The following is a 26151-nucleotide window of genomic DNA, read 5'->3' as shown; positions in this document are numbered from 1 at the left end:
TCAGGAGCCGGGCCAGCCGGGCAGTCGCTCGGGGCCGGTGCGCCAGGCCGGCAGCTGACCGGGGGCGTCGACCGTCTCGGCGTCGGCGCGGCGGCGCAGCGCCCAGTCGGCCGGGAGTACGAGCCGGGGTGCGACCCCGACGAGGACGGCGGTGAGCACGGCCACCGCGCCGACGACCTCGCCGCTCTCCTCGACGAACGTCGCGACGGCGGCCCACGGGAACCCACCGGACGCCGACCCGACGACGGAGGAGACGCCGGACAGGACGACGGCGGCCCCGGCGTAGATGCCGAAGGCGGTCATCACCCGCCGGCGGTCGCGCCGCTCGGTGCGGCTGAGCCACCAGAGCACCGCGAGGGTCACGGCGGCGATGCCGGCGCTGACGGCGGTGGCCAGCACCGGCCGGCCGGCCAGACCGGCGGTCCGCAGCGCCTCGACGTGCACGGTCCCGCCGCCCTTGACCTGGGCGACCAGGGCCGCGACGACACCGACGCCCAGCCACCACGGCCGGCGCTCGGTGGCGCGGGCGGCGCCGACGAAGGCGGCCACGGCGGCCGTGGCGAGCAGGGCGGTGACCCACATCCGCGGGATCGACAGCGGGGCGTCCATGGACAGGTAGCGGGCGGCGCCCCGGTCGTTGCCGGCGATCCGCAGCCCGAGGCCGACGGCCTGCAGGCTGAGCCCGACGCCGATGAGCGCGGCGGACAGCGGCGGCACGGGGAGCCGGCGTCGCCGCGGGCGGGTCCGGGCGGAGCGGAGGCCGGTCAGCAGCGGGCCGGTCTGCCCCCGCGAACGCAGCTCGGCGATCCGCAGGGCCATGCCCAGGGGCACGGCGACGACGATCGCGAGCGTCGTCCACCCGACGAGCACCCACCCCCACCACGGCATGTCCTCGTGATCGGCAGCTCCGCACCGGTGCTTGACCGGGTCGGGGCTGCCGATTCCGAGAGGTTCAGCCCCGGGCGTCCGCCGCCAGGGCGGCCAGCAGCTGGTCGGCGAACTCCGGTCGGCAGATGAGCAGGTCGGGCAGGTAGGGGTCGGGCCGGTTGTAGCGCAGCGGGGAGCCATCGAGCCGGCTGGCGTGCAGCCCGGCGGCCCGGGCCACCGCGACCGGTGCGGCGGAGTCCCACTCGTACTGGCCGCCGCCGTGCACGTAGGCGTCGGTGGCCCCGCGGACGACGGACATCGCCTTGACCCCGGCCGACCCCATGGCCACCGGCTCGGCCGCGAGCTGTGCGACGAGGTCGGCGACCAGGGCCGGCGGGCGGCTGCGGCTCACCGCCAGGCGCAGCGGGCCCTCCGGGCGGGCCGGCGGCGGGTCGACGGCGGACGTGCTCAGGGTGGTGCCCTCGGCCGGCAGGGCGACGGCCCCGGCGACCAGGTCGCCCCGCTCCCAGAGCGCGACGTGCACCGCCCAGTCACTGCGCTCCAGTTCGGAGAACTCCCGGGTGCCGTCGAGGGGGTCGACGATCCAGACCCGGTCGGCGGTGAGCCGGCGGGCGTCGTCGGCGCCCTCCTCGGACAGGACTGCGTCCCCGGGGCGCAGCGCAGCGAGCTGCTCGGCCAGCCAGCGGTGGGACTCCCCGTCGCCGGCGGCCTTGCGCGCCGCGGCGTCGGCGAAGTCCCGCCCGCGCACGGTGAGCAGCAGCTCGCCGGCCTGGGTGGCCAGCGTGCGGGCGAGGTCGTGATCGGTGCCGGTCAACGTCGGTCTCCGTCCGGGCGGGGGTGGGGGCCCATCCTCCGGCCCCCCGCTCCCGCGCCGCCGCGGCGGGTCGGCGTCAGTAGGCCCCGGAGCCGCGGACGACCGCACCGAGGGTCTTGCCCAGGATCATCAGGTCCAGGGCGAGCGACCAGTTCTCCACGTACCGGACGTCGATCCGCACCGAGTCGTCCCAGGACAGGTCCGACCGGCCGCTGACCTGCCACAGGCCGGTGATCCCGGGCTTGACGAGCAGGCGGCGCCGCATGTCCAAGCCGTACTGCTCGACCTCGCGGGTCACGTGCGGCCGCGGGCCGACCAGCGACATGGTGCCGCCGACGACGTTGAACAGCTGCGGCAGCTCGTCGAGCGACCACCGCCGCATGACCGCCCCCACCCGGGTGACCCGCGGGTCGCGCTTCATCTTGAACTGGACGGCGTTGCCCTCGTTCTGCGCCATCAGCTCCGCCATCCGCTGGTCGGCGTCGGGCACCATGCTGCGGAACTTCAGCACGTGGAAGGGCTGGCCGGCGCGGCCGATCCGCTCGTGCCGGAAGAACACCGGGCCCCGGCTGGTGGTCGCGACCGCCACGGCCAGCACCAGCAGCACCGGCAGCAGCACCACGACGGCGGCCAGGGCGACCGACCGGTCGAAGACGTCCTTGGTGACGCGGCGCAGCCCGCGGAACTCCGGCCGCTCCAGGTGCATCAGCGGCAGCCCGTTGACCGGCCGGATGCCCACCCGCGGGCCGGCGAACTCGGTCACCGCCGGGGCGAGCAGCAGCTCGGCCTCGGTGGTCTCCAGATCCCACCCGAGGCGGCGCAGGGCGGCGCCGTCCAGCTCCGGTGAGGGCAGCACGGCGACGGTGTCCACCTCGTACCGGCGGACGACGTCGGCGATGTCGCTGAAGCCGCCCAGCACCGGCAGCCCGTCGAAGACGGTCCCGGCGGGCGGGGCCGACGGCAGGCAGACGCCGATCACCCGGAGGCCGTGCTGGGCCTGGCGGACCAGCTGGGCGTGCAGCTCGGCCGTGCCGGTGCGGTGGCCGACCAGGATCGCGGTCTGCTGGAACCGGCCGTGCATGCGCTGGTGGTGCAGCCAGGCGCGCTGCGCGTAGCGCTGCAGCAGGCCGAGCACCGTGGCCAGGGGCAGCGCGACCACGACGAAGCTGCGGGCGACCTCGAGCTTGAACGCCCAGGAGACCGTGCCCACCGACGCCAGCAGCAGGACGGCGGAGAAGAAGACCCGGCGGAACTCCTCCGGGCCGACCCAGAGGAAGCGCTCCTCGTAGCTGCGCCCGACCGCCATCGCGGCCACCCAGACCAGCGGCAGGACGACGACCGGCCAGGGCGCGCCGTGCGCGGCGAGCGGCCCCTGCTCGGGCAGCAGCCGACCGACCAGGGCGGCCAGCACGGCGACCAGGGCGTCACCCAGCAGGATCCGGCGCACGTAGGTCTTCCGCCAGGCCCGGCGGGCGGCGGTGCCCTCACCCCGGAGGCGCGCCACGGACCAGAAACGCCGGCGGGCGACGACCTCCGTCCGGGGCTCGACGAACTCGTCGGGCGCTTCCAGCAGCAACAAGGTCCGGCTCCCGTACGTCGTTGGTTCCCTGGTCAGCGCGGCAGCTGGTCGCCGCCGGCCCGTCGGGAGGAGACCCCGCCGACCGACCCGGGGGAACGTACGGTCCGCCTGCTCGGGTCGACCAGCCCCGAAGCGGAGCCCGGGACACCGGTGGAACGGCCGCCGTGGCGCGCACCACACCCGATCGAACCGATCACCCGGTCCGCACTCGCGCAGAGTGACGACGCGCAGGAGGCTCCATACCGCCGTTTCCTGCCGTACACCTGCCGTCAGCCTCGTGAGTTCGGTCACCTTCTGGACGTCCGTGGTGTCGTCCGGCCAGCCTGTTGCCAAGGGCTCCATGCTCGACCCGTGGGCGGATCCGAGAACCCGACGCTGCGCGTCCTGCACGTCAGCCAGCCGGTCGAGGCGGGGGTGGCCCGCGTGGTCGCCGGACTGGTCGCCGACCAGCGTCGCCGCGGCTGGGAGGTGCTGGTGGCCTGCCCGGGCGAGGGTTGGCTCGCCGACACCGTCCGTGCCGCCGGGGCCGAGCTGGTGCCGTGGCGGGCGAGCCGCTCCCCCGGCCCGTCGGTGCCCGGCGAGGCGGCGGCGCTCCGCCGGGTCGTGGCGACCACGGACCCCCAGGTGGTGCACCTGCACAGCGCCAAGGCCGGGCTGGCCGGGCGGCTGGCGGTGCGGGGCCGGCGTCCGACGGTCTTCCAGCCGCACGCCTGGTCGTTCGAGGCGGTCACCGGGCCGGTGCAGACGGCCTCCCGCAGCTGGGAGCGGTTCGCCCAGCGCTGGACCGACCTGACCCTCTGCGTGAGCGAGGCCGAGCTGGCGACCGGGCGGGCCGCCGGCCTGACCGGGCGGTCGGTGGTGGTGCCCAACGGCGTCGAGCCCGAGCTGTGGGCCCCGCAGGACCGGGCGGCCGCCCGCGCCGCACTCGGGCTCCCCGCGGCGCCCACCGTGGTGTGCGTCGGCCGGCTGGCCCGGCAGAAGGGCCAGGACATGCTGCTCTCCGCCTGGCCCGGGGTGCGACGGGCCGTGCCGGACGCCCAGCTGGTGCTCGTCGGCGCCGGCCCGGACGAGGCGGCGCTGCGCGCCCGGGCCGACGGCTCGGTCCGCTTCGCCCCCGGGGAGCGGCTGGCCGAGTGGTACGCCGCCGCCGACGTCGTCGCGGTCCCCTCCCGCTGGGAGGCCGGGCTGCCGCTGGTGGCGATGGAGGCGATGGCCGGTCAGCGCAGCGTGGTCGCCTTCGACGTCGCCGGCATCGCTGCGTCCCTCGGTGGTGCGGGTGCCGCCGTCCCGGCGTTCGAGATCGAGGCGCTCACCGACGCGCTGACCGCCCGGCTGCTCGACCCGGCTACCGCGGCCCGCGAGGCCGAGACGGGCCGGTCGGTGGCGACCACCCGGTTCGCCGCAGCCACCTCCCAGACCGCCGTGGCCGAGCACCTGCTGTGCCTGGCGGGGTCCCGATGAGCCCCTCGCGGGTGCGCCGGCCGCGGACGGTGTCCCGGGCGCTGGTGGCGAGCGCGCTCCTGGCGCTGTGCCTGGTCGGGTCCACAGGGGTGGCCGAGCCACGGCCCAGCGCCCGCACCGGAGGCCCGGCCAGTGCCGTGCCCACCGCCGTCCCCCCGGCCGGCGGGGCCACCGCCACGGACCCGAGCGCGGCCCCGCCGGCGCCCGGAACAGACACCGCACCGGCCGCCGGGTCCGCACCTCCGCCGCCGCCTGCCGCTGCCGGTCCGGCCACCGCCGCCCCGTCCTCCGGCTCGAGCGCGTCCGCTACCGCAGCGGCCGGCACCGCGGCGGCCGGTGCCAGGGACGCCGTGGTGGTCGCCGGCGCCCGCGGCGACATCCCGGTCGAGCGGTTCGGTGCGGTCGGCGACGGCGTCACCGACGACACCGCCGCGCTGCAGCAGGCGCTGGACACCGTGCCCACCGGGAGCATCCTGCGGCTGCGCGCGGGCGCGACCTACCTGCACTCCGACGTCCTCCGGGTGCGCACCCCCGGTCTCACCGTCCTCGGCCGGGGCGCGACCGTCACCGCCACCCAGGAGACCCGCTCGGCGTTCCACGTCGACGCCGACCGCGTGGTCGTCGAGGGGGTGACGTTCGCACTCGCCACCTCGACCGAGCGCTTCCACGCCTACGAGCAGATGAAGGTCCGCGTCTCCGCCGACGGGGTGGTGCTGCGCGACGTGCACGTCCGGGGTGCGGCGGCCGCCGGCTTCTACGTCGGCAACGGCTCCGGGCACTTCCTGCTGGACCGGGTGACGGTCGTCGGCAGCCGCGCCGACGGCGTGCACGTGACCGGCGGCGCGCACGACGGCCGGGTCGTCTCCCCGGTGACCACCGACACCGGGGACGACGGGGTCGCCGTGGTCTCCTACCGGGCCGACGGGGTGCCGTGCGCGCGGGTGGAGATCTCCTCCCCGCAGGTGGACGGGACGACGTGGGGCCGGGGCATCTCCGTCGTCGGCGGGGACGACATCACCTACACCGACGTGGCGATCCGGGACACCGACGCCGCCGCGGTCTACGTCGGTAGCGAGGGCGACCCGTACTACACGTTCCCCTCGCGCCGGGTGCGGATCACGCGCGGCACGGTGACCGGCGCCAACACCAACCCGGCCAAGGACCACGGCGCGGTGCTGGTCTACGCCGGCAACAGCGGCACCACGACCGCCGACGTGACGATCCGCGACCTCGCGATCACCGACACCCGGGCCGGTGCCAGCTGGGAGCTCGGGGTGCTCGCCGATCCGGGCGCGGGCGTCCAGCGGGTCACCTTCTCCGGGATCTCGCTCACCGGCGGCCCGGCGCGGCCGTTCCACACGAACGCGTCCCCCGCGGTGCGGCTGTTCGACGTCTCCGACGACGGCTCCCCCGTCCCCGAGCACCGCGGCTGGTGACCCGCCGGCTCAGCCGGCGGGCCGCGCCCCGAACGCGTGCGCCCGCGCCGTCCACGCCGACAGCACGGTGACCGCGGCCTGCTCCGGCAGCCCCTCGGGGCGGTGCGCCAGCGGCACCGGCGGCCCCCAGCGGGTGTAGCGCTCGGCCAGGCCGGCGGGCACCAGCAGCAGGTTGGTGCGCGCCGTCCGGCGCAGCTCGCGGGCCCAGCGCAGCGGCGAGGTCAGCACCGCCCGCACGTCTCGGGCGTCGAGGACGACGACGGTCGCCCGGCGGCCGGCGACGACGTCCCGCCCGGCGGCGGCGCGCCGGCCCCAGAGCACGACCACGTCGACGTCGTCCAGCACCGCCTCCGGCAGCGCGTCGGGCGCCAGCACGCCGGTGCGCCAGCCGGCCGCGGTCTGCACTCCCGCGACCGCCCGGGCCGTCACCAGCTCGGCGGGGCCGGCGACGTGCAGCACGCCGAGCGGCTCGCCGTACACCGGGGTGGAGAGGATGGCGCGCACGTCAGCGGACACGGCGCACCGCCGCCAGGGTCTCCTCGACGACGTCGTCCCAGCCGCGGCGGGCCGGCCGGAGCAGCACCGGCGGCCGGGGCCGGCCCAGGTGCTCCACCATCGCGGCGGCCCACACCTCGGGACGGCGTCCGGGCAGCCGCTGGGCACCGGCCGGGGAGGCCTCGGCGAGCGCCGGGTCCTCCGACGTCAGCACCGGCGCCCCCAGCCCGAGCGCCTCCGCTGCGGGCAGCCCGAAGCCCTCGGCGAGGCTGGGGCACAGCACGACCCGGGCGCGCTCGTAGAGCCACCGCAGCCGGGCGTCGGGGACGTGGCCGAGGGCGACGACCGCCCCGTCGGCGGCCAGCTCGGCGAAGGCCCGGCCGCGGTCGGTGGGCCCCCAGCTGTCCGGGCCGACCACCACGAGCACCGCATCGGGGACGGCGGCGCGCACCTGCGCCCAGGCGTCGACGACCAGGCCGACGTTCTTCCGCGGGGAGGGATCACCGACGACCAGCGCGAACGGCCGGCCGGCCAGCTCGGGCACGGCCTCGGCGGCGACGTCGGTGAGCGAGGAGCCGTCGGGGTGGTGCACCACGGAGGCGCGCGGGGCGGTGGACGGCAGGTAGCTGACCAGCCGCTCCCGGGTGGCGGCGCTCACGCAGACCAGCGCGTCGGCGGCCCGCAGCGAGGCCAGGTACGGCGGGCGGACCAGCAATCGCTTGGCCCGGCCGAAGTCGTGCGGGCGGTCCAGCGCCAGCATGTCGTGCACGGTGAGCACCCCGACGCCGGCCACCCCGCGGGGCAGCAGGTGCTTGGTGCCGTGCACGACGTCCATCCGGCCGCCGACCCGCGCGCCGGCCAGCCGCTCCACGGCGGAGACCAGCGGGCCGCGGCCGGGCGGGGTGTGCACCCGGTCGCGGTCGACCAGGTGCGTGAAGGCCCCCTGCGCGCCGGCGCCGGCCAGCACGTGCAGCTCCACGTCGTCCCGGGCGGCCAGCGCGCGGGCCAGCTGCACGACGTAGCGGACCATCCCCCCGCCCTCGCCCGACGGCGGGACGTGCGTGCCGATCAGCAGGTAGCGCAGCGGGCGGGCCATCAGCGCACGGCTCCGGCGCGGCGGCGTCGGCCGCGGTTGACCAGCAGCGCCACCACCACCAGGGCGACCAGCCCCGGGGTGGCCCGGCCCTGGCCGAGGTAGAAGTAGCGCGGCAGCTCAAGCATGGTGAGCACGAACAGCGGATAGAGCAGCAGGCCCCAGATCCGGCCCTCCCGCAGGGCGCGGTGCAGGGTGCCGGTGAGCAGCCCGGCGCCGAGGAAGAACAGCAGCCCGCCGGCGATGCCCAGGTCGACGAAGGGGCTGGCCACGGCGCCGTAGTTGTTGAACTCGGGATTGCCGAACTGGGTGAGGGCGAGGGTGTACGCCGGCTCGGGGTCGACGCCGGTGAGCGACCGGAACAGGTTCAGGCTGCCGATGCCCGGCGCCGTCCAGAACGCCGACCACAGGTCGTAGGGCAGCCCGGCCGGCTCCTGGTGCAGCAGCCGGATCACGCCGTTGTTGTAGGCGGTGACGTAGTAGCCGGCGAAGCGCTCGACCACGAAGACGGGGAAGGACTGGCCGCCCTGCGCGGCGTAGAACACCCAGCTGCGCGAGTACTCGAAGGCGGCGAAGACCACGACCACCACCGGCGCCAGCACCGCCGGCAGGAACGCGGCCCGCCGGGTGCCCCGGCTGGTCCGCGACATCCCGGCGACCACCAGCACCAGCAGCGGCACGAGCAGCTCGAGCAGGGCGAGGCGCTCGGTGACGAAGAAGGCGCGCAGCAGCGCCAGGAAGGCGACCACCGCCAGCCGGCGCAGGTGCTGCGGCCGGCGCCCCTCGGCGAGCACCAGCACCCCGGTCAGGACGACGAAGGCGACGCCGAACTGGGTCATCGTGGTCAGCCCGGGCACGGTGCCCAGCTGCTCGCGGATGCCCAGGCCGTAGAGCTCCTGGTCGATCAGTGCGGTCACCAGCACGACCGGGTCCAGGCCCACCCGGACGGCGTTGATGCCGTAGGCGACGTAGCCGACCATGGTCAGCCAGAACAGCACCGTCGCCGCGCGCCGGAGGACGCCCACGTCACCGGCCGACAGCGCCGGCCAGCCCGGCACCCGGCGGACGCCGCGGAACACCGGCAGCAGGGCACCGCCCAGGAACAGCAGCAGGCCGGCGGTGAACCACAGCGTCCACTCCAGGTTGACGGCCTTCGGGGTGCCCCACAGCGCGCGGTACCGCTCGTCGGCGATGGCCAGGCTCAACCAGGTGGCGGGCAGCGCGACCAGGCCGATGAGCGCGATCGGGGAGAGCCACCACACGCCCCCGGGCCGGCCACCGAGGTCCGCCGTCCGGGGCCGGACGGCGGTGATCCGGGTGCTCATCGGGCGACCACGCCGTCGGGCTCGCGGCCGGCCAGCACCCGCAGGCTGTGGCGCAGCTGCAGCCCGGGCAGCGGCGCCGTCCCGAAGGTCCGGCGGCAGACGACCGCGTAGGAGCCGAACAGCACGACGGTCGCCGTGGCGCTGACCAGCGCCAGCGCCAGCGGGCCGCCCAGCTGGGCGGCGAGCACGGCCGCGGGCACGACCACCAGCAGCGCGACGCCGACGGCGCGGGCGGCGGTGCGGCCGTGGCCGGTGACCACGAGCAGCACCGCGCAGGAGCCGAAGACGGCCATGCCGAGACCGCCGGTGGCGAGCACGGACAGGTAGGGGGCGGCGTCGTCCAGGCCGGGGCCGTAGAGCGTGAGCACCTGCGGGGCGAGCAGCCAGGCCGCGGCGACCAGCACCACGGTGACCGCGCTGGACACGGTGGCCGCCGCCGACAGTAGGGCCAGCACCCGGTCCCGCCGCCCCTGGGCCTCCAGCCGGGCGGCGACCGGGGTGATCGCGATGTTGGCCAGCCCCTCGAGCACGGTCACCTGCATGGCGAGCACGCTGGCGGTCGAGTAGAGCAGCGCCTGGTCGCCGGGGAAGGCCCAGCCGGCGAGCCAGACGTCGCCGCGGCCGACCAGGAAGGCGCCGAGCTCGACGGTGAACAGCCAGGCCCCGCCCGCGACGGCGGCGGCCATCGGCGACCACCAGCGGGCGCCGCGCACCCGGGCCCGCAGCGGCAGCCGGAGCAGCATCACCGCCAGCAGCACCAGGGAGGTCGCGGCGTAGACGGTCAGCAGCGCCACCAGCGTCGTCCGGCCGCCCTGGACCAGGACGACGACGACCATGGCGAGCAGGGCGAGCACCGAGCGGCTGTGGTGGGTGGCCGCGACCGACCAGCGGATCCGGCCGACCGCGGCGTACACGTCGCTGATGGTGAGCCGCAGCGTCTCCAGCACGATGAGCGCGGCGACCAGCGCGACGACCAGCGCCCGGTCGTCCCGGACGACGGCGGTGGCCACCCAGGCGACCGCGGGCGCGGTGACCACGCTCAGCAGCGCGACCGCCCGCAGGTGGGCGAGCACCTGGGCGGCCACCTCGGCCGGTGTCGAGGCCGCGGCGATCGCCCGGATGGCGTGCTGGCCCAGGCCCAGCCGGCCGACCATCGGCCCGAGCATCAGTGCGCCGAGCACGGCCAGGAAGCCGGTGGCCGCCCGGGCGTCGAGGGTGCGGACGGCCAGCACCGACGTCAGGAAGGTGGCGACCAGCCCGAGCACGGCCACGACCATGCGCAGGCCGAAGCTCCGGCGGACCTCCTGGGTCTGCTCCCCCGCCTGGACCGCCACCGTCAGGCCTCGCTGGCGACGGGCTCCTGCCGAGGGGACGTCGTCTCCTCCGCAGCCCGCGGGGACGACGGCTGGGGCCGCTCGCGCCCCAGGTGCCGCCCGGTGGTGGTGACGACGACGCCCTGCAGCGCCGGGCCGGACGACGCCACGTCCCGGACCGCGGCCAGCGCGTCCTCCAGCGAGGAGACCCCCTCCCCCACGACCACGACGGCCCGCTCGGCGTGCCGGGCGGTCTCGTCGAACCGGGCGACGGAGGTGAGCGCCGGGGCGTGCAGCAGCACGTGCCGGCCGGCGGCGGTGTGCCGGGCGACGGTCGCGGCGAGCACCGCGTCGCCGTCGTGCGGCGGGAGGGCGACGACGGTCAGCAGCGGGGTGTGCACCTGCTCGCCGGGGAACTCCGCCGACGCGGTCGGGCGGCTGCTGTGCGCGTGCGCCGCGGTGGTCACCAGCACGACGGGGGCGCCGGTGGAGGAGATCGCCCAGGCCAGCTCCCAGGCGACCTCGGCGGCCCCGGCGCGCTCGTCGGCACCGACGACGACGAGGCTGCGGATGCCAGCGTCGAGCACCTGCGGGGCGAGCAGCCGGGCGGCCGCGAGCGCGCCGGCCCGGGGCAGCTGTGCCGGGACCTGCGCGCTGCGGTGGCGCACCCGCCCGGCGGGCAGCCGCGGCAGCAGCACGGGCACCCCGGCCGCCACCAGCAGCCGGGCGTCGAACAGCCGGTCGGAGGTGGCCCGCCACACGGCACCGCCGGCCAGCAGCAGCACGGCACCGAGCACGGTGCCCAGCACGGTGGACAGCAGCGCGGCCGGTGCGCCGGTCTCCTCGTCCAGGGTCGGGGCGCGCAGCACCGGCACCAGGTCGGGGACCCGGGTGGCGGCGCCCTGGAGCTGGCTCTGCTCGGCGAGCAGCCGCTCGACCTCCTGGGCGACGGGGCTGTTGACCGCGCCCGGCTCGCCGAGGGCGTCCAGCCGCTGCTGCACCGCGGCCAGCGCGGCGGTGACCGCCGTCCCGGCGGCCTCCTGGCGGGCGACGACGTAGCCGTCGAGCAGCGCCGTCACGGCCTGCCGGGCCTCCTCGGCGGTGGGGGCGGTGGCGCTGATCCGCAGGACGTCGGAGGTGCCGACCTGGGCGACGGAGACGGTGACCGCGTCGTCCGGCTGCGGCTCCTGGCTCAGCCGGAGCGCGTCGAGCACCTCGAGCTGGCCGGCGACCAGGGAGTCGTCGGCGCCGGTCTGCGTGGTGGTCGGCAGCGGGCCGCTGAGCACCTGGGCGTCGGGGACGACCTCGACGGTGGCCGAGGCCGTGACCTGCTCCTCGGCGGAGACCCCGACCAGGAGGCCGAGCAGCCCACCGAGGAGGGCGCCGACGAGCGCGAGCCGGGACAGCCAGGCCAGCGGTGCCGCCGGCCCGGGCCACGTGTCGGCCCGGGTGCCTGCGTCGCCTGGGTCAGTGCCGGCCGGCCGGCCTGTCGAGCTGCTCATGCGCGTGCGTCCTCCCTCGTGCCATCGGCGGAGTCGGACCGCAACAGCGTCCAGATGATAGGGCCCGGCTGATCACGCCGGAACGCGTCATCCCTCCGGGTGAACGCCAGGTGGACAACAGGAGACGGGCCGCTGACCTGCGGATACGTCTGCACACCCCGGGTGGACAGGGGAAGATCCACACCTAGGCTCTGCCGCGTGACCGAGGCCCCCGCCCGCCCGCAGCGGGTGGCGGCGATCGACGTCGCGCGGGCCGTGGCGATCATCGGGGTCGCGGCCAACCACTCGATCGACGGCATTCTCAACGCCGGCCTGATCCCCACCGACCACCCGCTCGAGGTGGTCAACTCCGCGCTCTACCTGTTCCGGATGCCGGCCCTGGCGTTCCTGCTCGGGCTGTTCGTGCCCCGGGCGGTGGTCAAGCGGGGGGCGGCCGGCTACGTCCGCGAGCGGGCCACGCTGATGCTCTGGCTCTACCTGCTCTGGTACCTGGTGCAGAGCATGGCCGAGCTGGCGACGAACCAGGTCAAGAACGTGCCGCGGGAGCCCGGGGCGACCTGGCGGGTGTGGGAGCCGTTCGCCCACCTGTGGTTCCTGCCGTTCCTGATCGTGACGGCGGTGGTGCTGGCGGTGCTGCGGCCGTGGCAGGACCCGGCCCGCCGGCTGCTGGGCGGGGGTGCGCTGCTGCTGGTGTGCCTGTTCACCTGGGGCTGGAACCCGAGCCTGTTCGGGCTGACCGGGCTCTCGCTGCTGGCGTTCGCGGCGGCCGGGTCCGTCGTCGGGCTGGCCCGGCTGGGCGCGTGGATGCAGGGCCCGCCCTGGGTCTGGACGGCGGCCGGGCTGCTCGGCGCCGGCTCGCTCGGGGTTCTGCTGCAGGCCGACGTCGTCCCGTCGACGCTGCCGGCCGAGGTCGGCCTGGCCGAGCGGGCACTGAGCCTGGGCGCTGCGGTCGCCGGCACTATCGTGCTGCTCGCCGTCTCGGTGCTGCTGACCCGGGTGCCGCCGCTGCGCGACCTGCTGGCCGCGATCGGCCGCCGCACCCTGCCGATCTACCTGGCCCACGTGCTGGTCGTCGCCGGGGTGCGCGTCGTGCTCCTGCGGCTCGGGGTCGACCAGCCGTACGTCATCGCCACGCTGGCGGTCCTGGCCGGCGTCGGCATCCCGTTCGCCGTCGCGACGTTCACGGCCGACCGGCCGTGGGCGAACTGGCTGTTCGACCTGCCGCCGGCTCTGGGACCGCGGCCCAGCGGACCCAGTGCCCCGGCTCCCGTCCGCCGCGTGGGCGCGCACCGGCAACGGGCGGCGACCCCGTCGCGGGACCGGGCCACCGCCCGCCGGTAGACGCCGAGCTCAGCCGGCGCGGCGGCCCAGGGCTCGGTAGGTCCAGCCGGCGGCCACCCAGCGGTCGCGGTCGAGGGCGTTGCGCCCGTCGAGCATCCGCTTCTGCCCGACGACCTTTCCGAAGGCGATCGGGTCCAGGTCCCGGTACTGCTGCCACTCGGTCAGCATCAGGACGGCATCGGCCCGGTCTGCGGCCTCCTCCGGGGTGTTCACAACGTCCAACTGCGGCCAGCTGCGGCGGATGTTCTCCCCGGCGGCCGGGTCGGTGACCCGTACGGCGGCACCCTGCAGCTGCAGCTGAGCGGCGACGTTGAGCGCCGGGGAGTCGCGGATGTCGTCGCTGTTGGGCTTGAACGCCGCGCCCAGCACCGCGACCCGCTTGCCGACCAGCGACCCGTCGCAGACCTCGCGGGCCAGCTCGACCATCCGGATCCGGCGGCGCATGTTGATGTTGTCGACCTCGCGCAGGAACGTCAGCGCCTGATCGGCACCCAGCTCCCCGGCGCGGGCCATGAACGCCCGGATGTCCTTGGGCAGACACCCACCGCCGAAGCCGAGGCCGGCGTTGAGGAACTTGCGGCCGATCCGGTCGTCGTGCCCGATCGCATCCGCCAGCTGCTTCACGTCCGCGCCGGTGGCCTCACACAGCTCGGCCATCGCGTTGATGAAGGAGATCTTCGTGGCCAGGAACGAGTTCGCCGCCGTCTTCACCATCTCCGCCGTCGCGTAGTCGGTGACCACCTGCGGGGTGCCGGCCGCCACGATCGAGGCGTACACCTCATCCAGCATCGCCCGGGCGGTCTCGCCGTCGGGGCCGGCGGGCAGGCCGTAGACCAGCCGGTCCGGGTGCAGGGTGTCCTGCACCGCGAACCCCTCCCGCAGGAACTCTGGGTTCCACGCCAACATCGCCCCGGGCACCTTGTCGGCCACCAGCTCCGCCAGCCGGGCCGCCGTGCCGACCGGCACCGTCGACTTACCGGCGACGAGGTCACCCGGCTTGAGCGCCGTCAGCAGACCCTCGACGGCCGACTCGACGAAGCGTAGGTCGGCGGCGTACTCGCCGCGCTTCTGCGGGGTGCCGACGCAGACGAAGTGGATGACGGCGTCGGCGGCGTCGGCCATGTCGGTGCTGAACCGCAGCCGCCCGGACGCCAGGGAGGTGCCGAGCAGTTCCTCGAACCCGGGCTCGTAGAACGGGGCCTTGGCCCGCTGCAGCGCGTCGATCTTCGGCTGGTCGACGTCGATGCCGACGACGTCGTGCCCCAGCTCGGCCATCGAGGCCGCGTGCACCGCGCCCAGGTAGCCGCAACCGATGACCGAGATCTTCATGCGCGTGTCACTCCCCTACCGGCGGACACCCGACGCGCCCAGCCCCCGCGAACCGTAGACAACGGACGTGACCGGACGCCACCCGTCGTCACCCAGCGCGGCGGACTGGTCGCCCGATGGGACGAACGTCACCGACAACACTCGCGCCTGAGGTCATCCCTCGCCCGGATGAGGTTGCCGCCCGTAGCCGCTCCACCGCCGCCCTCCGCGCTTAGGGTCCGATCGAGCGAGAGGGCGGTGGGCATGAGCGAGCGAACCCGAGACGACGGTCCCGCTGCGGACGGCGGAAACGCAGAGACGGTCGAGACCGGCTCGCGACCTCGATGGGTGCGGCGAACGCTGATCAGCCTCGGCGCGCTGGCCCTGGTGCTGGCCCTGGTCATCGGTACCGGCCTGTGGTTCGTCAGCAACCGGTACGGCGGCAACATCGCGCGGGTCGGCAACGTCTTCGCCGAACTCGATGAGGACTCCCGCCCGACCCCCGCCTCGCCAGTCGACCAGCCCGAAGCGATCGCCGATCCGGTGACGTTCCTGCTGGTCGGCTCGGACACCCGTGCCGAGGTCGCGCCGGGTGACCTGCCCGATGCCCGCTCCGACGCGATCATGCTGGCGCGGTTCGCAAGCGACCGGGAGCACGCCCAAGTCATCTCCATCCCCCGCGACTCCTGGGTGGACATCCCCGGGTACGGCAAGAACAAGATCAACGCTGCCTACGCCCTCGGCGGCCCGAGCCTGCTCATCCAGACGATCGAACAGCTGACCGGGGTCCGGATCGACCACTACGCGGCGATCGATTTCGCCGGCCTGATCCAGGTGACCGACGACCTCGGTGGCGTCGACGTCGTGGTCTCGGAGACGACGAGCAACGGGCCGTACACCTTCACCGAAGGCCTCAACCACCTCGACGGCGACCAGGCCCGCTGGTACGTCGGCCAGCGCTACGACCTACCCGGAGGCGACTTCGACCGGGTGAAGCGACAGCAGAATTACCTGCGAGCGATGTTCACCAAGCTGTTCAGCCAGGAGGTCTTCACCTCCCCCGGCAAGCTCGACTCGACACTGTTGTCGGTCACCAACGCAGTGGCCGTCGATGCAGCTCTCGGCAACGGTGACCTGCTGTCGCTGGCCTACTCACTACGCGGCCTCACCCCGGCCGACGTCGAGTTCTTCACCGCACCGGTGCTGGGCACCGGAACGGAGGGCGCCGCGAGCGTTGTCTACCTCGACGCGACCACCGGCGAGCGGATGTGGGGCTACCTCCAGGCGGACTCACTGGGCCAGAATGCGGAAGAGTTCGCAGGTGAAGCGCTGCCCGAAACTCCCCGCTGACCCGTCTCTGGCAGCGCCATAAGCAATCAAGCAGACAGGCTGGGTTCCGTGCAGACAGGCTGGGTTCCGTGCAGACAGGCTGGGTTCCATGAGGTCTTGCCGAACGGCCGCGAGCTCGATCAGCACGCCAGTCTTCCCAGACCGCAACGCGGTGAGCCACCGCGCAGTCATCACCAAGTGACATTCGTATCCCAAAGGCGTTAGCGACTCGACGAGCCGACGCGCTCTTCAACATCACATTCGCCCGGCGCAGCTCCCGGTTCTCCCGTTCCAGCTCCACCAACCGAGTGGCGTCGCCTGTCGTGGTGCCGGCCCGGTCGCCTTCTTCGATCTCGGTCTGGGTGACCCAGTTGCGCAGCGTCTCGGAATGCCCCCAGCTGCTCACACACCCGCCGCAACGCCCCGGTGCAGGTCGCTGGATTCCGTTGTGCGTCGACCGCCATCCGGGATCACTCGCTCCCCCAGCTCGTCGGGGTACTTCCCCGGTACCACCATCACTCTCACCACCACGTGGATTGAGAGCCTCCATCAAACCCGCGGCGGAACGCGACTGACGGACGGGCATTTCACCTGCTCTGACGAACCTCCCAAGTGACCGAACCGCATGACCCACTCGCGTGGTGAACCCAGTCGCAACTCGAACCCGCCGCCCGCCTACGCGGTCGCTTCACAAGCAGGAGCGCAACTCCTCATCGAGTCGAGTGACACTACGCAATCCCTGTTGCACGCCTGGTGCGCGGAGCGCACACGCCAACGAGGCTGCCGGGTTCGACCACTTCCTCGTGGCCGTGGAGAGCGACCCCCCATGGCCGCGGCTGCACACGTCCCCCGGGCCGGGGGCCGCGCCCTACTCAGCGAGGTAGTAGCCGAGCCACCTGGGCAAGCAGCCACGCCGAGGCCCAGTGTCGTTCCACGAGTCAGAAGGGGATGTCAGCACTCGCTCGTGAGCTGCCTCACATCGATTGCGGTATCGTCGCCTCGCCGTTGACTATGACAACGGCGCAACTCTTGTGAGCCGCCCTGTCCCGACGTCCTGAAAGGCGGAGAACAGGCCGTGAGCGACACGAGATCCGAGACCCGGACGCCTCGCGTGGTCATCGCGCATGATTACTTGACACAACGCGGGGGCGCCGAACGTGTGGCACTCGCTCTGCTCGAAGCTTTCCCAGGTTCTCGGATGGTCACGAGCATCTACGCGCCAGAATCGACGTACCCCGAGTTTGAGAGACACGACATTGAGGTGACCCCGCTCTCCTCGGTACCCGCCTTCCGGCGCGATCCCCGGCGTGCCCTGCCGCTTCTCGCTGCCGCCTGGGCCTCGGTCCAGGTCAATGACGCCGACGTCGTTCTCTGCTCTTCGTCGGGTTGGGCGCACGGCATCCGCACAACGGCTCCGAAGATCGTCTACTGCCACAATCCCGCCCGCTGGCTCTACCAGAGCAGCGAGTACATCGAGCGGCACGGCCGCGCGCAGAAAGTGGCGTCGACGCTGCTGAGGCGCCCGCTGGTCTGGTGGGACCGCAGGGCCGCCGCGTCCGCACAGCTGTACCTGGCCAATTCGCTCGTCGTCGCACGGCGCGTCGAGCGCACCTATGGGCGTCCGGCTCAGGTCGTGCACCCGCCGATGTCCGTGCGACCCAAGATGGACCGGGTCCCGGGGATCGAACCGGGCAGCTACTTCCTCACGGTCGGGCGGCCTCGGGGGTACAAGAACACGACTGTCGTCGCCGAGGCCATCACCCGGATGCCGGACGAGCGCCTCATAGCCGTCGGCGGGCTTCCAGAGGGGCAGTGGCCCGACCGGCTTCGAGGGCTGACCGGCGTGACGGACGCACAGTTGACCTGGCTGTACGCAAACGCCAAGGCACTCATCGCCTGTGCCTACGAAGACTTCGGCCTCACGCCGCTGGAGTCCTTCTCCCAGGGCACGCCCGTGCTGGCGCTGCGGGCGGGCGGCTACGTCGAGACGACGATCGCCGGGGTCACCGGAGAGTTCATCGACGAGCCGACGGCCGACTCCATCATCTCGGCCGTTCGACGGTTCCTCGTATCGGACTTCGATGCAGAGGTCATCCGACAGCACGCCGACTCCTTCTCACAGGAAGCCTTCACTGCCCGGATCCGCGACATCGTGTTCAGCCAACTCCGCCAGCCGGCGCTCACGTGATGAGCTGCAAGCCGTCCCGGCGACACCCGCGCAGGAAGTCGGAGCAACGATGAGCGCGCTGCTCATCGCCACCGCCGGCGGTCATCTGTCCCAACTGGTGCAGCTCGCACCTAGGTTCGGTATCGACCCAACCAACGCAACTTGGGTGACCGTGCCGACCGCCCAGTCGGAGACGCTGCTGGAGGGTCACGACGTCGTCTGGGCCACCTACAGCTCCCCGCGGGACGCACGCCGGCTGGTCGAGCACACGGTCGAGGCCGCTCGTCTCCTGCGCAGGCGGCGGTTCGACATCGCGGTGAGCACCGGGTCAAGCCTGGCACCCCCGTTCCTGGCAGCGGCACGCGTCGCTCGCATCCCGAGCCACTACGTCGAGAGCGCCACCCGGGTGGACGGCCCGTCCTTCACAGGGCGGTTGATGTCCGCCGTGCCCGGCGTGCACCTGTACACACAGCACCGAGGGTGGGCGCACGGCAGGTGGCACTTCGCCGGGAGCGTTTTCGACGGCTGGGGGGTCGAGCAGCGGCCGGGCCGACCTGCTCCGAAACGTGTGCTCGTCACGGTGGGGAGCGCCAAGTCATTCCCCTTCACGAGCATGATCGAGGCGGTACGCCGCGTCCTCCCGGAGTCAGCGAACGTGCTGTGGCAGGTGGGTGACGCGGACGTACCCGGCCTCCCCGGCCGAGTGGTGAGCACCATGACGGCGGGCGACATGGCCGCGGAGATCCGGGCAGCCGACGTCGTGGTGAGCCATGCGGGCACCGGCTCGGTGCTCTCATGTCTGCAGGCCGGCAAACTCCCGGTCATCGTCCCTCGCGCCGCCGACAGCGGAGAGCACATCGACGGACATCAGGACGAGATCGCCGACATGCTGGCGGCACGCGGCCTGGCCGTCGTGCGCCGGCCGGCCGAACTGCAGTTCACCGACCTGGAGCTGTCGGCGTCGCAGGTAGTCACGCAGGCGACTCCTCCGCCCTTCCACCTCCGCTGAGCCGACCGATCTCGGTTCCGACGGGGCGTGTGACGACCCGAACTATGGTCGGCGCACCGCAAGTTGGTGAGTGGAGCGGTTCCGCCTTCAGCCAGTAGACCATCCCGCCGATGGTTATCTGGACGAACCGACGGTCGGTCGTCTCGGCCGGTAGGGGACCTCGTGAGAAGCCGCTTTGTGTTGACCTGCTCGGCCCTCGTGAGCACCTTGCTCTTGATGTTGCTCGGCGGGGAGTCACCCGCTCTGGCCGGTGGGGCCCAGTCGTACATGAAGTACCTGGGTGTGTCGGTGAACAACGCGACGCTGCCGGCCGCTCCCGTGACGATCGAGGCCGTCACCGACGTCCCGATGACCTCCGTCGTGCTCTCGATCGGCACCACAGCCCTCGGCAGCTCGACGACGTTCGTCAAGACTCGATCAGGCTGGAGCGCGAACGTGCCCGTCGACCTCTCGGGACGGTCCGGCCCGGTGTCGCTCGTCGCGCAGTTCAGTGCGGGCACCCAGTTGTGGACCGTTCGCAAGCCGATCATTCTCGAGGCGCCCGCCCCGGCACCGGCCCAGCCCGCCGACGAGGAGGCGCCCGTGACCGTGCCCCCGGGCGCGCTCACCACTGGCGTGCCCGACGGGACGGTCCTGACCCCCAGCGGGACGATTTGGATCACCACGCCGGGCGCGGTGGTCAGCAACCTGGACATCGACGGCTGCGTGTTCGTGCTGGCAGACAACGTCACCATCCGCAACTCGCGGATCCGCTGCGCCACCCCCACCTACAACCGGGTCATCGACGTCGCCAAGGGCAAGAAAGGCCTCGTCGTCGAGGACGTCGAGATTGATGGTCTGGGCCAAGCCGACATCGGCATCGGCTGGGGGAACTACACCCTGCGCCGGGTGGACATCCACGGAACGTGCGACGGAGCCCGGGTGAGCTTCAACGTGCTCATCGAGGACAGCTGGATTCACGACCTGGTACGCCAGGGCACCCTGCACTGTGACGCTGTTCAGAGCACCGAGGGCGGCAACATCACCGTCCGGCGCAACAACCTCGACCCGACGAACACCGCGAGCGGCGACTTCAACAACGCCGCTGTGATGCTCGGGACGGAGACTGGCAGCCAACGCCTGGACGGTGCCCTCTTCGAGGGCAACTGGTTTGGAGGCGGCAACTACAGCGTGAATGTCCGCGGTGACGCTGTCCTGACCGACATCACGTTCCGAAAGAATGTCTACCTAGATGAGGCCCGGTACGGCGTCGCGCTCTCGCCGGCCTCCGTGCTCTTCGAGGACAACGTCAGCACCTACGGAGTTGCATGGAGCATAGTGCTCACCCAGTGACCGGCTCGCTCCGGTCGGACACGCCGAGATGCCCCTCCCGGACTATGAAGATCGCACAGCCCGGGAGCGCCCACTCCCGGCCACACGGCCACCGTAGTCAGGTCAGCATGTCTCTAAGGCATCCGTCGTCGGACCGTCGCGTCTCCGTATGCGACTGCCGCACCTTGGAGCTCCAGCTGGAGGCATGGGCCGACGCCGAGCAACGCCGTGCCGCGGCTGACGCGGAGCTGGCCGGTCGGACTCGGGCGTGCACGCCGAGCATTGGGGCAGGCGGGCGTCCGGGACGCTGCGGATGACCGCAGAGCTCGGGCCTAGCCTCATGACAAGGGTCACGTCCCCCTATTGGGACACACCGACTAGCCTGCCAGCGGGAACACCACATCGTCGCGCGGTAGGTGCTTTGAGTAGTGACGGTTGGCCGACACTGAGGAGCCGATTGAGCCGTGACTGAGAGCTTGGGCGGCGAGGCCACGACAATGCCGGCCTTACGGGCGCAGGGCCCGGTCCCCGACCGACGGGTGCTTCGGCTGCTTGCCGCGTCCACGACCAATGCACCGAACGCCAACGCCTTTCCCTCACTGTGGACCCAAGCGGTACGCGGCGTCGGCGTGGATGTTCAGCCTTTCGCTGCAGGCAGGGCGGCCTTCGGAGACTTCGACGCTGTCCACGTCCATTGGCCAGACGAGCTGTTCGGGCGGATCGGTCGTGACCCTCGGCGCTTCGCTCGATGCTCGGTCAAGCTCGCTTCAGTGGCTCTAGCCAGATCTCACGGCGCCTTGATCTTCTGGACGGTGCACAACCTCGAGCCACACGACTCGTCGAAGGATTTCGCCAGCCGATGGATGTTGCGGATCTTCGAGGGACTGGTCGACGAGTTCTGGGTGCTTTCGCGGAGTACCGAATTGCAGCTTCGCCAACGGAGCAAGTCTGACATCGCTGTCCGGCACATGAAGCATCCCGCATACCCGGTGATCGACCAGCCGGAGGTTGAAGCTGAGTCCCGACGAGTGCTCTCGTTTGGCGAGGTGCGCGCCTACCGCGGCTACGTGGAACTGTGTGGGGCTTTTAGGCAGGCCAGTCCCGACTGGACCTTGCAGATAGCGGGCAGGGGCCGCCAGGACTCGTATAGCAAGGATCTCGACAGTCTCGTGCAAGGGTCACCGCGCATCACGTGGTGCGACGAGCGACTGAGCGACGAGCAGCTGGTGACGACCATCCTACGCAGCGAGGTGGTCGTCCTGTTCTACCAACGCGTCACGAATTCCGGTGCGGCACTCATGGCGCTAACGCTGCACCGCCCCGTCATCGTGCCCGACACAGAGGTGTTCCGGGAACTGCAAGCCGAAGTCGGTGCCGACTGGGTCCACCTATACACCGGCGACCTAGAGGCCAGCCTCCGTTCCGCGACCGCCCCGAAGTCTAATGCGCCACGGCTCGATGACCGCACGTGGGACAAACTGGGGCACGCCGTCCGCAATGCCCTCAAGGACAGAGCGCGGGCAGGTCGCCGCGTATCCGCCCGGAACAAGGTTTCGACGGCCCTCTTGCGCTTGCGGACGGCAAGAGGACAGCAGTGACTGTCGAGTTCTTCACCTGGAACCCCACCCGCCCCGTGGCCCCCAGTCCCGCTGGCTACCGATGCGTCGCCCCCATCAACAACTTCGGCGATCTACTGGAGCCGCTCATCGTCGAGCACTTCGTTCGGCGACCCGGACTGGTCGGAAAGCCGCAGTCTCGGTCGTGAACCGCCACGGTTTCTCTGCCGGCCACATATGGGTTGCGCTCCGGTTGGGACCTGGTAATGCCAGCGTGGTGGACTGCTTCAAACTCAGCCGGTGGTACGTGGTCGAGGGTGGAGTGTCTCGAAGATCGTCTTTATAGGACATTGGCGGAAGGGTCCGCGGCGGATGCACTCGTCCTTGCATAGCCCGATTATCGACTTCATGAGGGCGTTGTCGTAGGCGTCCCCGACCGATCCGATCGAGGGGACGATGCTCCTCAGCGCGAGGTGCTCGGTGAATGCAGCAAGGTGTACTGACTGGTCTTAATCGGTCGTCGCAGCACCGGCCTGGTGCAGCGAGCGCAGGTGCTTGTCGAGGACCTCGGCCAGGGTCTTCCAGCCTAGGACCTTGCGGGGTCTGCTGTTGACCGCGCCTTGGACGGCGAGGAGGTCTTCCGGGGTCCAGCGGGAGAGGTCGGTGCCCTTGGGTAAGTACTCGCGCAGCAGGCCGTTGGTGTTCTCGTTCGTGCCGCGCTGCCAGGGTGAGTGCGGGTCGGCGAAGTAGACGGCGATGCCGGTGTCGACGTTGGGCTGTGCCTGCGCGGAGAGCCTGCGCGGCGAGATCGGCCCGATTCCACCGGCCGAGCATGAGGACAACTGCTACCGACACAACACCGCGGCGACTACCGTCGCCGCCTCAGTTCCGAGCCCCCACTGAACCCGGGGCGGGACAACTTCTCGGCATGATCGCCGCCCCGCTCAAGGGCGGCATCAAACCTGCGACGGTCCAAAGACTGGAGTCAAGGTTTGCGCTTCCTAGCGCCGCGCAGCTCACGGATAAACGGTCGTTCACGGGCAATGATGAGGGCCCCGTAGACGATCACGCCGGTTGCGACTTGAACTCCGAGGACAAGTGGCGGCGAAGACGCTCGAAGGGCATGCCCGGCCGCCCAGGCGGCAGCTCCCATGGCCACGGTCGACATCCCCGTCCAGCTGATCGCCCTCAGGAAATTAAGGAAGCTGATGCCGGCCAATCGTAATGTCGGAATCAACGGGATTAGAACGCTTGTCCAACTTTTGACCAGAAGGGCCGCCGCCACGGCGACGATGCCGAAGGGCAGTGCGCCAAGGATTGCGGCCACGGTGATGCAACTCGTTATCAAGCCAAGTCGGAACTGTAGATCGTTCTTGGCTTTAGCCTGAAAGACCGACCCCGTCGCGGACCCGATCAACTGTGGGGGGACAGATGCCGCTAGGAGTGCGAGCACGGGGGCCATAGGTAGCCAGCGCGCCCCGAAGAAGGTTTCGACGAGTGCGGGTGCAGTTACGGACATGCCGATACCGATCGGGGCCCCTGCCATGAAACTGGCTTTCGCGCTCAACAGCCAGGCGCGCCGAAAGCGTTGCTCGTCTGCCTGGAGACGGGAGAGAGTTGAGAAGAGTACCGAGTTGAGCACCGCGTTCAGTTGCGAGACTGGCATCAACATCAGGTTATATGCGCGACCGTAGTAGCCGAGGGCCGTCGTCCCGAGGAATCCCCCGATGAGCAGATTGTCTGCATTGCGGGACCAGTAATTGACCGATCCGAACCCTACGAGCCCTCGCGTATAGGACCACAACTCCCTGAGCGCCTGGCGGGTGGGCCTCACCTTCGGGCGCCAGGGCACGTAGCACCACGATTGGATCGTGGAGACCAGTGTGGCGGCGACCGTCCCCAAGACTATGGACAGTGCTCCCAGGCCGGCCGCTGCACACGCGACCGCCACTACAGCGTTGGCAACGGCGTTGACGATGCCGATCCTGGCGAGCCGCTTGAAGTCCAAGGCGCGTCGCAGGGTGGCCGACTGAACGACGCTGAGGCTCAGGACGAAGGTCAGGCTGGCCACGGGCATGAGGTACACGAGTGACGGTGTGTCGAAGAGCGCAGCCGCCACCGGAGCCAGTGCCACAACGGGCACCGCCAGGACGACGCCAAGTACCGCGTTGAGCCAGAACGCCGTTGACAGGACCGTTTCATCAACGGAATTTCTTTGCACGAGCGCGGAGACAAGGCCCAGCTCGACGAAGAGAGCGGCAAATCCCGTGATACTGGTCACGATGGTCACTGCGCCGAAGTCCGCTGGGGCTAGGAGGCGCGCCAATGCCACCGTGACGCCAACCTGGAGAAGCTGTACGACCACCCGACTGAGCGACGTCCACAAGACGCCCTTGCGAACTGCCCCGCCTATCGACTGGGCCTGCTCGACTGTCGCCGGGACGACATCACCTGGCGCGGGCATCGGACGCGCCTCGGTGATGCCAATGTCGTTGTTCTGCATGAGGCCTCACGACTCGATGGGGGCTCGCTGACCGTAAGCACCCCCGGAGCGGCCGCCGTCGGTCGCTGCGGGCAACCCGACACGAGATGCTGCGGCAGGTTCAGGTGAGGGATTCGATCATGTCACCTACACCATCCGCGGCACAGCACGCCCGGGCGTGATGTGTCCCTCGGCACCAGCACGCCTCCGTGCTGTGTTGGGAAGCTAGGGTCACGGCGTCCTGGAGCCGCTGAGAGAGCAGGCGTTCTGTGCGTGCCCCTGATTTGTCCAGACTTGTCACTCGCTCCCGGTTGCTGATGGCCTCCAGTGTGGAGCAGTGGGTTGATCGCTTGGTTCTTCGCGCGAAGACGGCCAGGCCAGCCGGTCAAGGCCCTGGTGCGCATGTGCTCATCGCTGCTCCCGGTGGCGGGAGCGTCGGTGATCAAGCGATGCTCGAGAGCTTCTGCCGACATGTCGATGGTCCGGTCCTAGTCATCGTCCGAGATGCCACCTCAGTCCTGCGGATTCCCGACGACCTCCGAGATCGAACCCGCGTCGTCGTCGCTCCTGACCTGCTGTACGGGCCGTTGAGACGCCACGTACGAGCCGTTGCAGCCCTTGCTGGCGACCTCGCCGCGGCGCGCTCCTTCTCCGTCATCGGGGCGGACGTGATGGATGGCGTCTACAGCGTCCGTTCGTCCATGCGCCGCTTCCAGCTGGCCGAACTACTGGGGCGCGCAGGCAAGGACTCCCGCGTCCTTGGTTTCAGCTGGAACTCCAGTCCCCACCCGAGGGCTGTCGCAGCCATGCGCGCGTGTCGCTCGGCGACGCTCTGCGCCCGCGACCCTGACTCGGCAGCTCGCCTGAAGGCTGACGGAGGCCGCAAGGTGGTCGACGTCGCGGACTTGGCGTTCTTGCCGGGACCACGAGAGACGCTCCCGCCGCAGGTGGAGGAGTGGCTGACGTTGCGGCCCGACTCCCGGGTGATCTTGCTCAACGCGAACTACCTGCTCGAGGACCGTATCGACCAAGTGTCGGCACTCACATCGGTCATAGAGCGCTGGTCGCAGCCAGACGTGTCCTTCGTGCTTCTATCGCACGACTCCCGCTCAATGGCGAGCGACGGAGTGCTGGCGCAGCAGATCAGCGAACGAGTCGGGCAACCTGAGCAGGTTCTCGTTGTGCCCGGCATTTTGAACCCGGGAGCCGTGCGAACTTTGTGCGCCCGGGCGGAGTTCGTCGTCACCGGCCGCATGCACCTGGCCATCCTTGCAGCGGTGGTGTCGACACCGGCCATCGCGACCTCCTACCAGGGCAAGCTCCGGGGTCTATACGCAAGGCTAGGACTCGAGAGCCTGGTGGAGCCGGATGCTGACTTCGCTCAGTCCGTCCACAGTCACGTCGCGAACATGATGCATGACATTGACCGGGCATCCAGCACCATCACGGCCAACCTGCCGTCGCTCTTGGAGCTCGCGGCGAGAAACTTGCCGAAGTCCTGACAGCCGCATGCGAGATGTGAATTTTCGCCGGAACCGCAACCGGGTCGACAAGCAGCACAACTCCCGGGGCCCACCAAGGGCGGTCTTGGCCACGACGGCACCGACCACGCCTGCCACCGTGAGCAGGCCAGCATGATCCGCGGCCACATCCCCTTGGCGGAACTGAAGTGACCCCCGTCAGGCGGACACCTCGTTCTGTGTCAGGTGCATGGTCTCGTAGTCGGTGGGGCTGAGGTTGCC

At 71.6% G+C, this 26151-nt stretch carries 19 protein-coding genes and 2 pseudogenes; 9 read left to right on the top strand and 12 right to left on the bottom strand.

From position 1 onward, the window contains the following. From O2W16_RS14770 to O2W16_RS14760, 3 genes are all read right to left on the bottom strand, one after another. Positions 1-888, bottom strand: coding sequence for a hypothetical protein (locus O2W16_RS14770; protein ID WP_269159572.1), 888 nt, complete (start codon positions 886-888; stop codon positions 1-3). A 64-nt stretch (positions 889-952) separates the two neighbouring features. Continuing rightward, complete coding sequence (locus O2W16_RS14765) at positions 953-1702, bottom strand: 3'(2'),5'-bisphosphate nucleotidase CysQ (RefSeq protein WP_269159571.1); 750 nt, start codon at positions 1700-1702, stop codon at positions 953-955. Between the two features lie 76 nt (positions 1703-1778). After that, complete coding sequence (locus tag O2W16_RS14760; RefSeq protein WP_269159570.1) at positions 1779-3281, bottom strand: sugar transferase; 1503 nt, start codon at positions 3279-3281, stop codon at positions 1779-1781. A 351-nt stretch (positions 3282-3632) separates the two neighbouring features. Here O2W16_RS14760 and O2W16_RS14755 point away from each other — a divergent pair, with 351 nt between their 5' ends. Together O2W16_RS14755 and O2W16_RS14750 are read left to right on the top strand one after the other, a co-directional pair. Continuing rightward, entirely contained in the window at positions 3633-4742 is a 1110-nt protein-coding gene (locus O2W16_RS14755) for a glycosyltransferase (protein ID WP_269159569.1), read from the top strand. 353 nt (positions 4743-5095) lie between these two features. Further along, complete coding sequence (locus tag O2W16_RS14750; protein ID WP_269159568.1) at positions 5096-6178, top strand: glycosyl hydrolase family 28-related protein; 1083 nt, start codon at positions 5096-5098, stop codon at positions 6176-6178. 9 nt (positions 6179-6187) lie between these two features. On the opposite strand, the gene O2W16_RS14745 is transcribed toward O2W16_RS14750, so the two are convergent. The 5 genes from O2W16_RS14745 to O2W16_RS14725 are packed head-to-tail and all read right to left on the bottom strand — an operon-like array spanning position 6188 to position 11906. Beyond that, positions 6188-6694 (bottom strand): hypothetical protein, encoded by a 507-nt coding sequence (locus O2W16_RS14745; protein WP_269159567.1) that lies wholly within the window; start codon positions 6692-6694, stop codon positions 6188-6190. Continuing rightward, positions 6684-7769, bottom strand: a complete 1086-nt coding sequence (locus O2W16_RS14740; protein ID WP_269159566.1) for a glycosyltransferase family 4 protein — start codon at positions 7767-7769, stop codon at positions 6684-6686. Before O2W16_RS14740 ends, O2W16_RS14745 begins: the two co-directional genes overlap by 11 nt. Further along, a complete protein-coding gene (locus O2W16_RS14735) occupies positions 7769-9091 on the bottom strand; it encodes an oligosaccharide repeat unit polymerase (RefSeq protein WP_269159565.1) in 1323 nt (440 codons plus the stop codon). The genes O2W16_RS14740 and O2W16_RS14735 overlap by 1 nt, the downstream gene beginning before the upstream one ends. Then, the gene (locus tag O2W16_RS14730; RefSeq protein WP_269159564.1) at positions 9088-10425 is read right to left on the bottom strand and encodes a lipopolysaccharide biosynthesis protein; all 1338 of its coding nucleotides are present in this window, start codon (positions 10423-10425) and stop codon (positions 9088-9090) included. Before O2W16_RS14730 ends, O2W16_RS14735 begins: the two co-directional genes overlap by 4 nt. 2 nt (positions 10426-10427) lie before the next feature. Beyond that, positions 10428-11906, bottom strand: coding sequence for a hypothetical protein (locus tag O2W16_RS14725; protein ID WP_269159563.1), 1479 nt, complete (start codon positions 11904-11906; stop codon positions 10428-10430). 198 nt (positions 11907-12104) lie between these two features. Between O2W16_RS14725 and O2W16_RS14720 the strand changes: the two genes are divergently transcribed. After that, positions 12105-13247 (top strand): acyltransferase family protein, encoded by a 1143-nt coding sequence (locus O2W16_RS14720; protein ID WP_269159562.1) that lies wholly within the window; start codon positions 12105-12107, stop codon positions 13245-13247. A gap of 9 nt (positions 13248-13256) precedes the next feature. Here O2W16_RS14720 and O2W16_RS14715 read toward each other — a convergent pair whose 3' ends face one another. Continuing rightward, complete coding sequence (locus tag O2W16_RS14715) at positions 13257-14576, bottom strand: UDP-glucose dehydrogenase family protein (protein ID WP_269159561.1); 1320 nt, start codon at positions 14574-14576, stop codon at positions 13257-13259. 168 nt (positions 14577-14744) lie between these two features. Here O2W16_RS14715 and O2W16_RS14710 point away from each other — a divergent pair, with 168 nt between their 5' ends. Further along, positions 14745-15905, top strand: coding sequence for an LCP family protein (locus O2W16_RS14710; RefSeq protein WP_269159560.1), 1161 nt, complete (start codon positions 14745-14747; stop codon positions 15903-15905). Positions 15906-16119: 214 nt separating this feature from the next. On the opposite strand, the pseudogene O2W16_RS14705 reads toward O2W16_RS14710, so the two are convergent. Next, a pseudogene (locus tag O2W16_RS14705) lies at positions 16120-16269 on the bottom strand (transposase); the annotation flags it as partial. A gap of 690 nt (positions 16270-16959) precedes the next feature. On the opposite strand from O2W16_RS14705, the gene O2W16_RS14700 reads away from it, so the two are divergent. From O2W16_RS14700 to O2W16_RS14685, 4 genes are all read left to right on the top strand, one after another. Beyond that, a complete protein-coding gene (locus tag O2W16_RS14700; protein ID WP_331253758.1) occupies positions 16960-18072 on the top strand; it encodes a glycosyltransferase in 1113 nt (370 codons plus the stop codon). A gap of 49 nt (positions 18073-18121) precedes the next feature. Further along, positions 18122-19060 (top strand): glycosyltransferase, encoded by a 939-nt coding sequence (locus O2W16_RS14695; protein WP_269159559.1) that lies wholly within the window; start codon positions 18122-18124, stop codon positions 19058-19060. A gap of 198 nt (positions 19061-19258) precedes the next feature. Then, positions 19259-20392, top strand: a complete 1134-nt coding sequence (locus tag O2W16_RS14690) for a hypothetical protein (RefSeq protein WP_269159558.1) — start codon at positions 19259-19261, stop codon at positions 20390-20392. A gap of 443 nt (positions 20393-20835) precedes the next feature. Further along, on the top strand, positions 20836-21969 hold the full coding sequence (locus tag O2W16_RS14685; RefSeq protein WP_269159557.1) for a hypothetical protein: 1134 nt from the start codon (positions 20836-20838) through the stop codon (positions 21967-21969). Positions 21970-22436: 467 nt separating this feature from the next. Here the strand turns inward: O2W16_RS14685 and O2W16_RS14675 are convergent. Further along, positions 22437-22727, bottom strand: a pseudogene (locus O2W16_RS14675) (IS30 family transposase); the annotation flags it as partial. Between the two features lie 185 nt (positions 22728-22912). Continuing rightward, positions 22913-24430: a lipopolysaccharide biosynthesis protein gene (locus O2W16_RS14670; RefSeq protein WP_269159556.1), complete on the bottom strand. Its 1518-nt coding sequence runs from the start codon at positions 24428-24430 to the stop codon at positions 22913-22915. A 428-nt stretch (positions 24431-24858) separates the two neighbouring features. On the opposite strand from O2W16_RS14670, the gene O2W16_RS14665 reads away from it, so the two are divergent. Continuing rightward, complete coding sequence (locus O2W16_RS14665) at positions 24859-25911, top strand: polysaccharide pyruvyl transferase family protein (protein ID WP_269159555.1); 1053 nt, start codon at positions 24859-24861, stop codon at positions 25909-25911. Positions 25912-26151 lie beyond the last annotated feature (240 nt).

The sequence above is a fragment of the Modestobacter sp. VKM Ac-2984 genome, assembly GCF_026967985.1.
Classification (GTDB): Bacteria; Actinomycetota; Actinomycetes; order Mycobacteriales; family Geodermatophilaceae; genus Modestobacter.
Note: the sequence above shows the minus strand (reverse complement) of the source record. Positions and strands in the feature narration are given on the sequence as shown.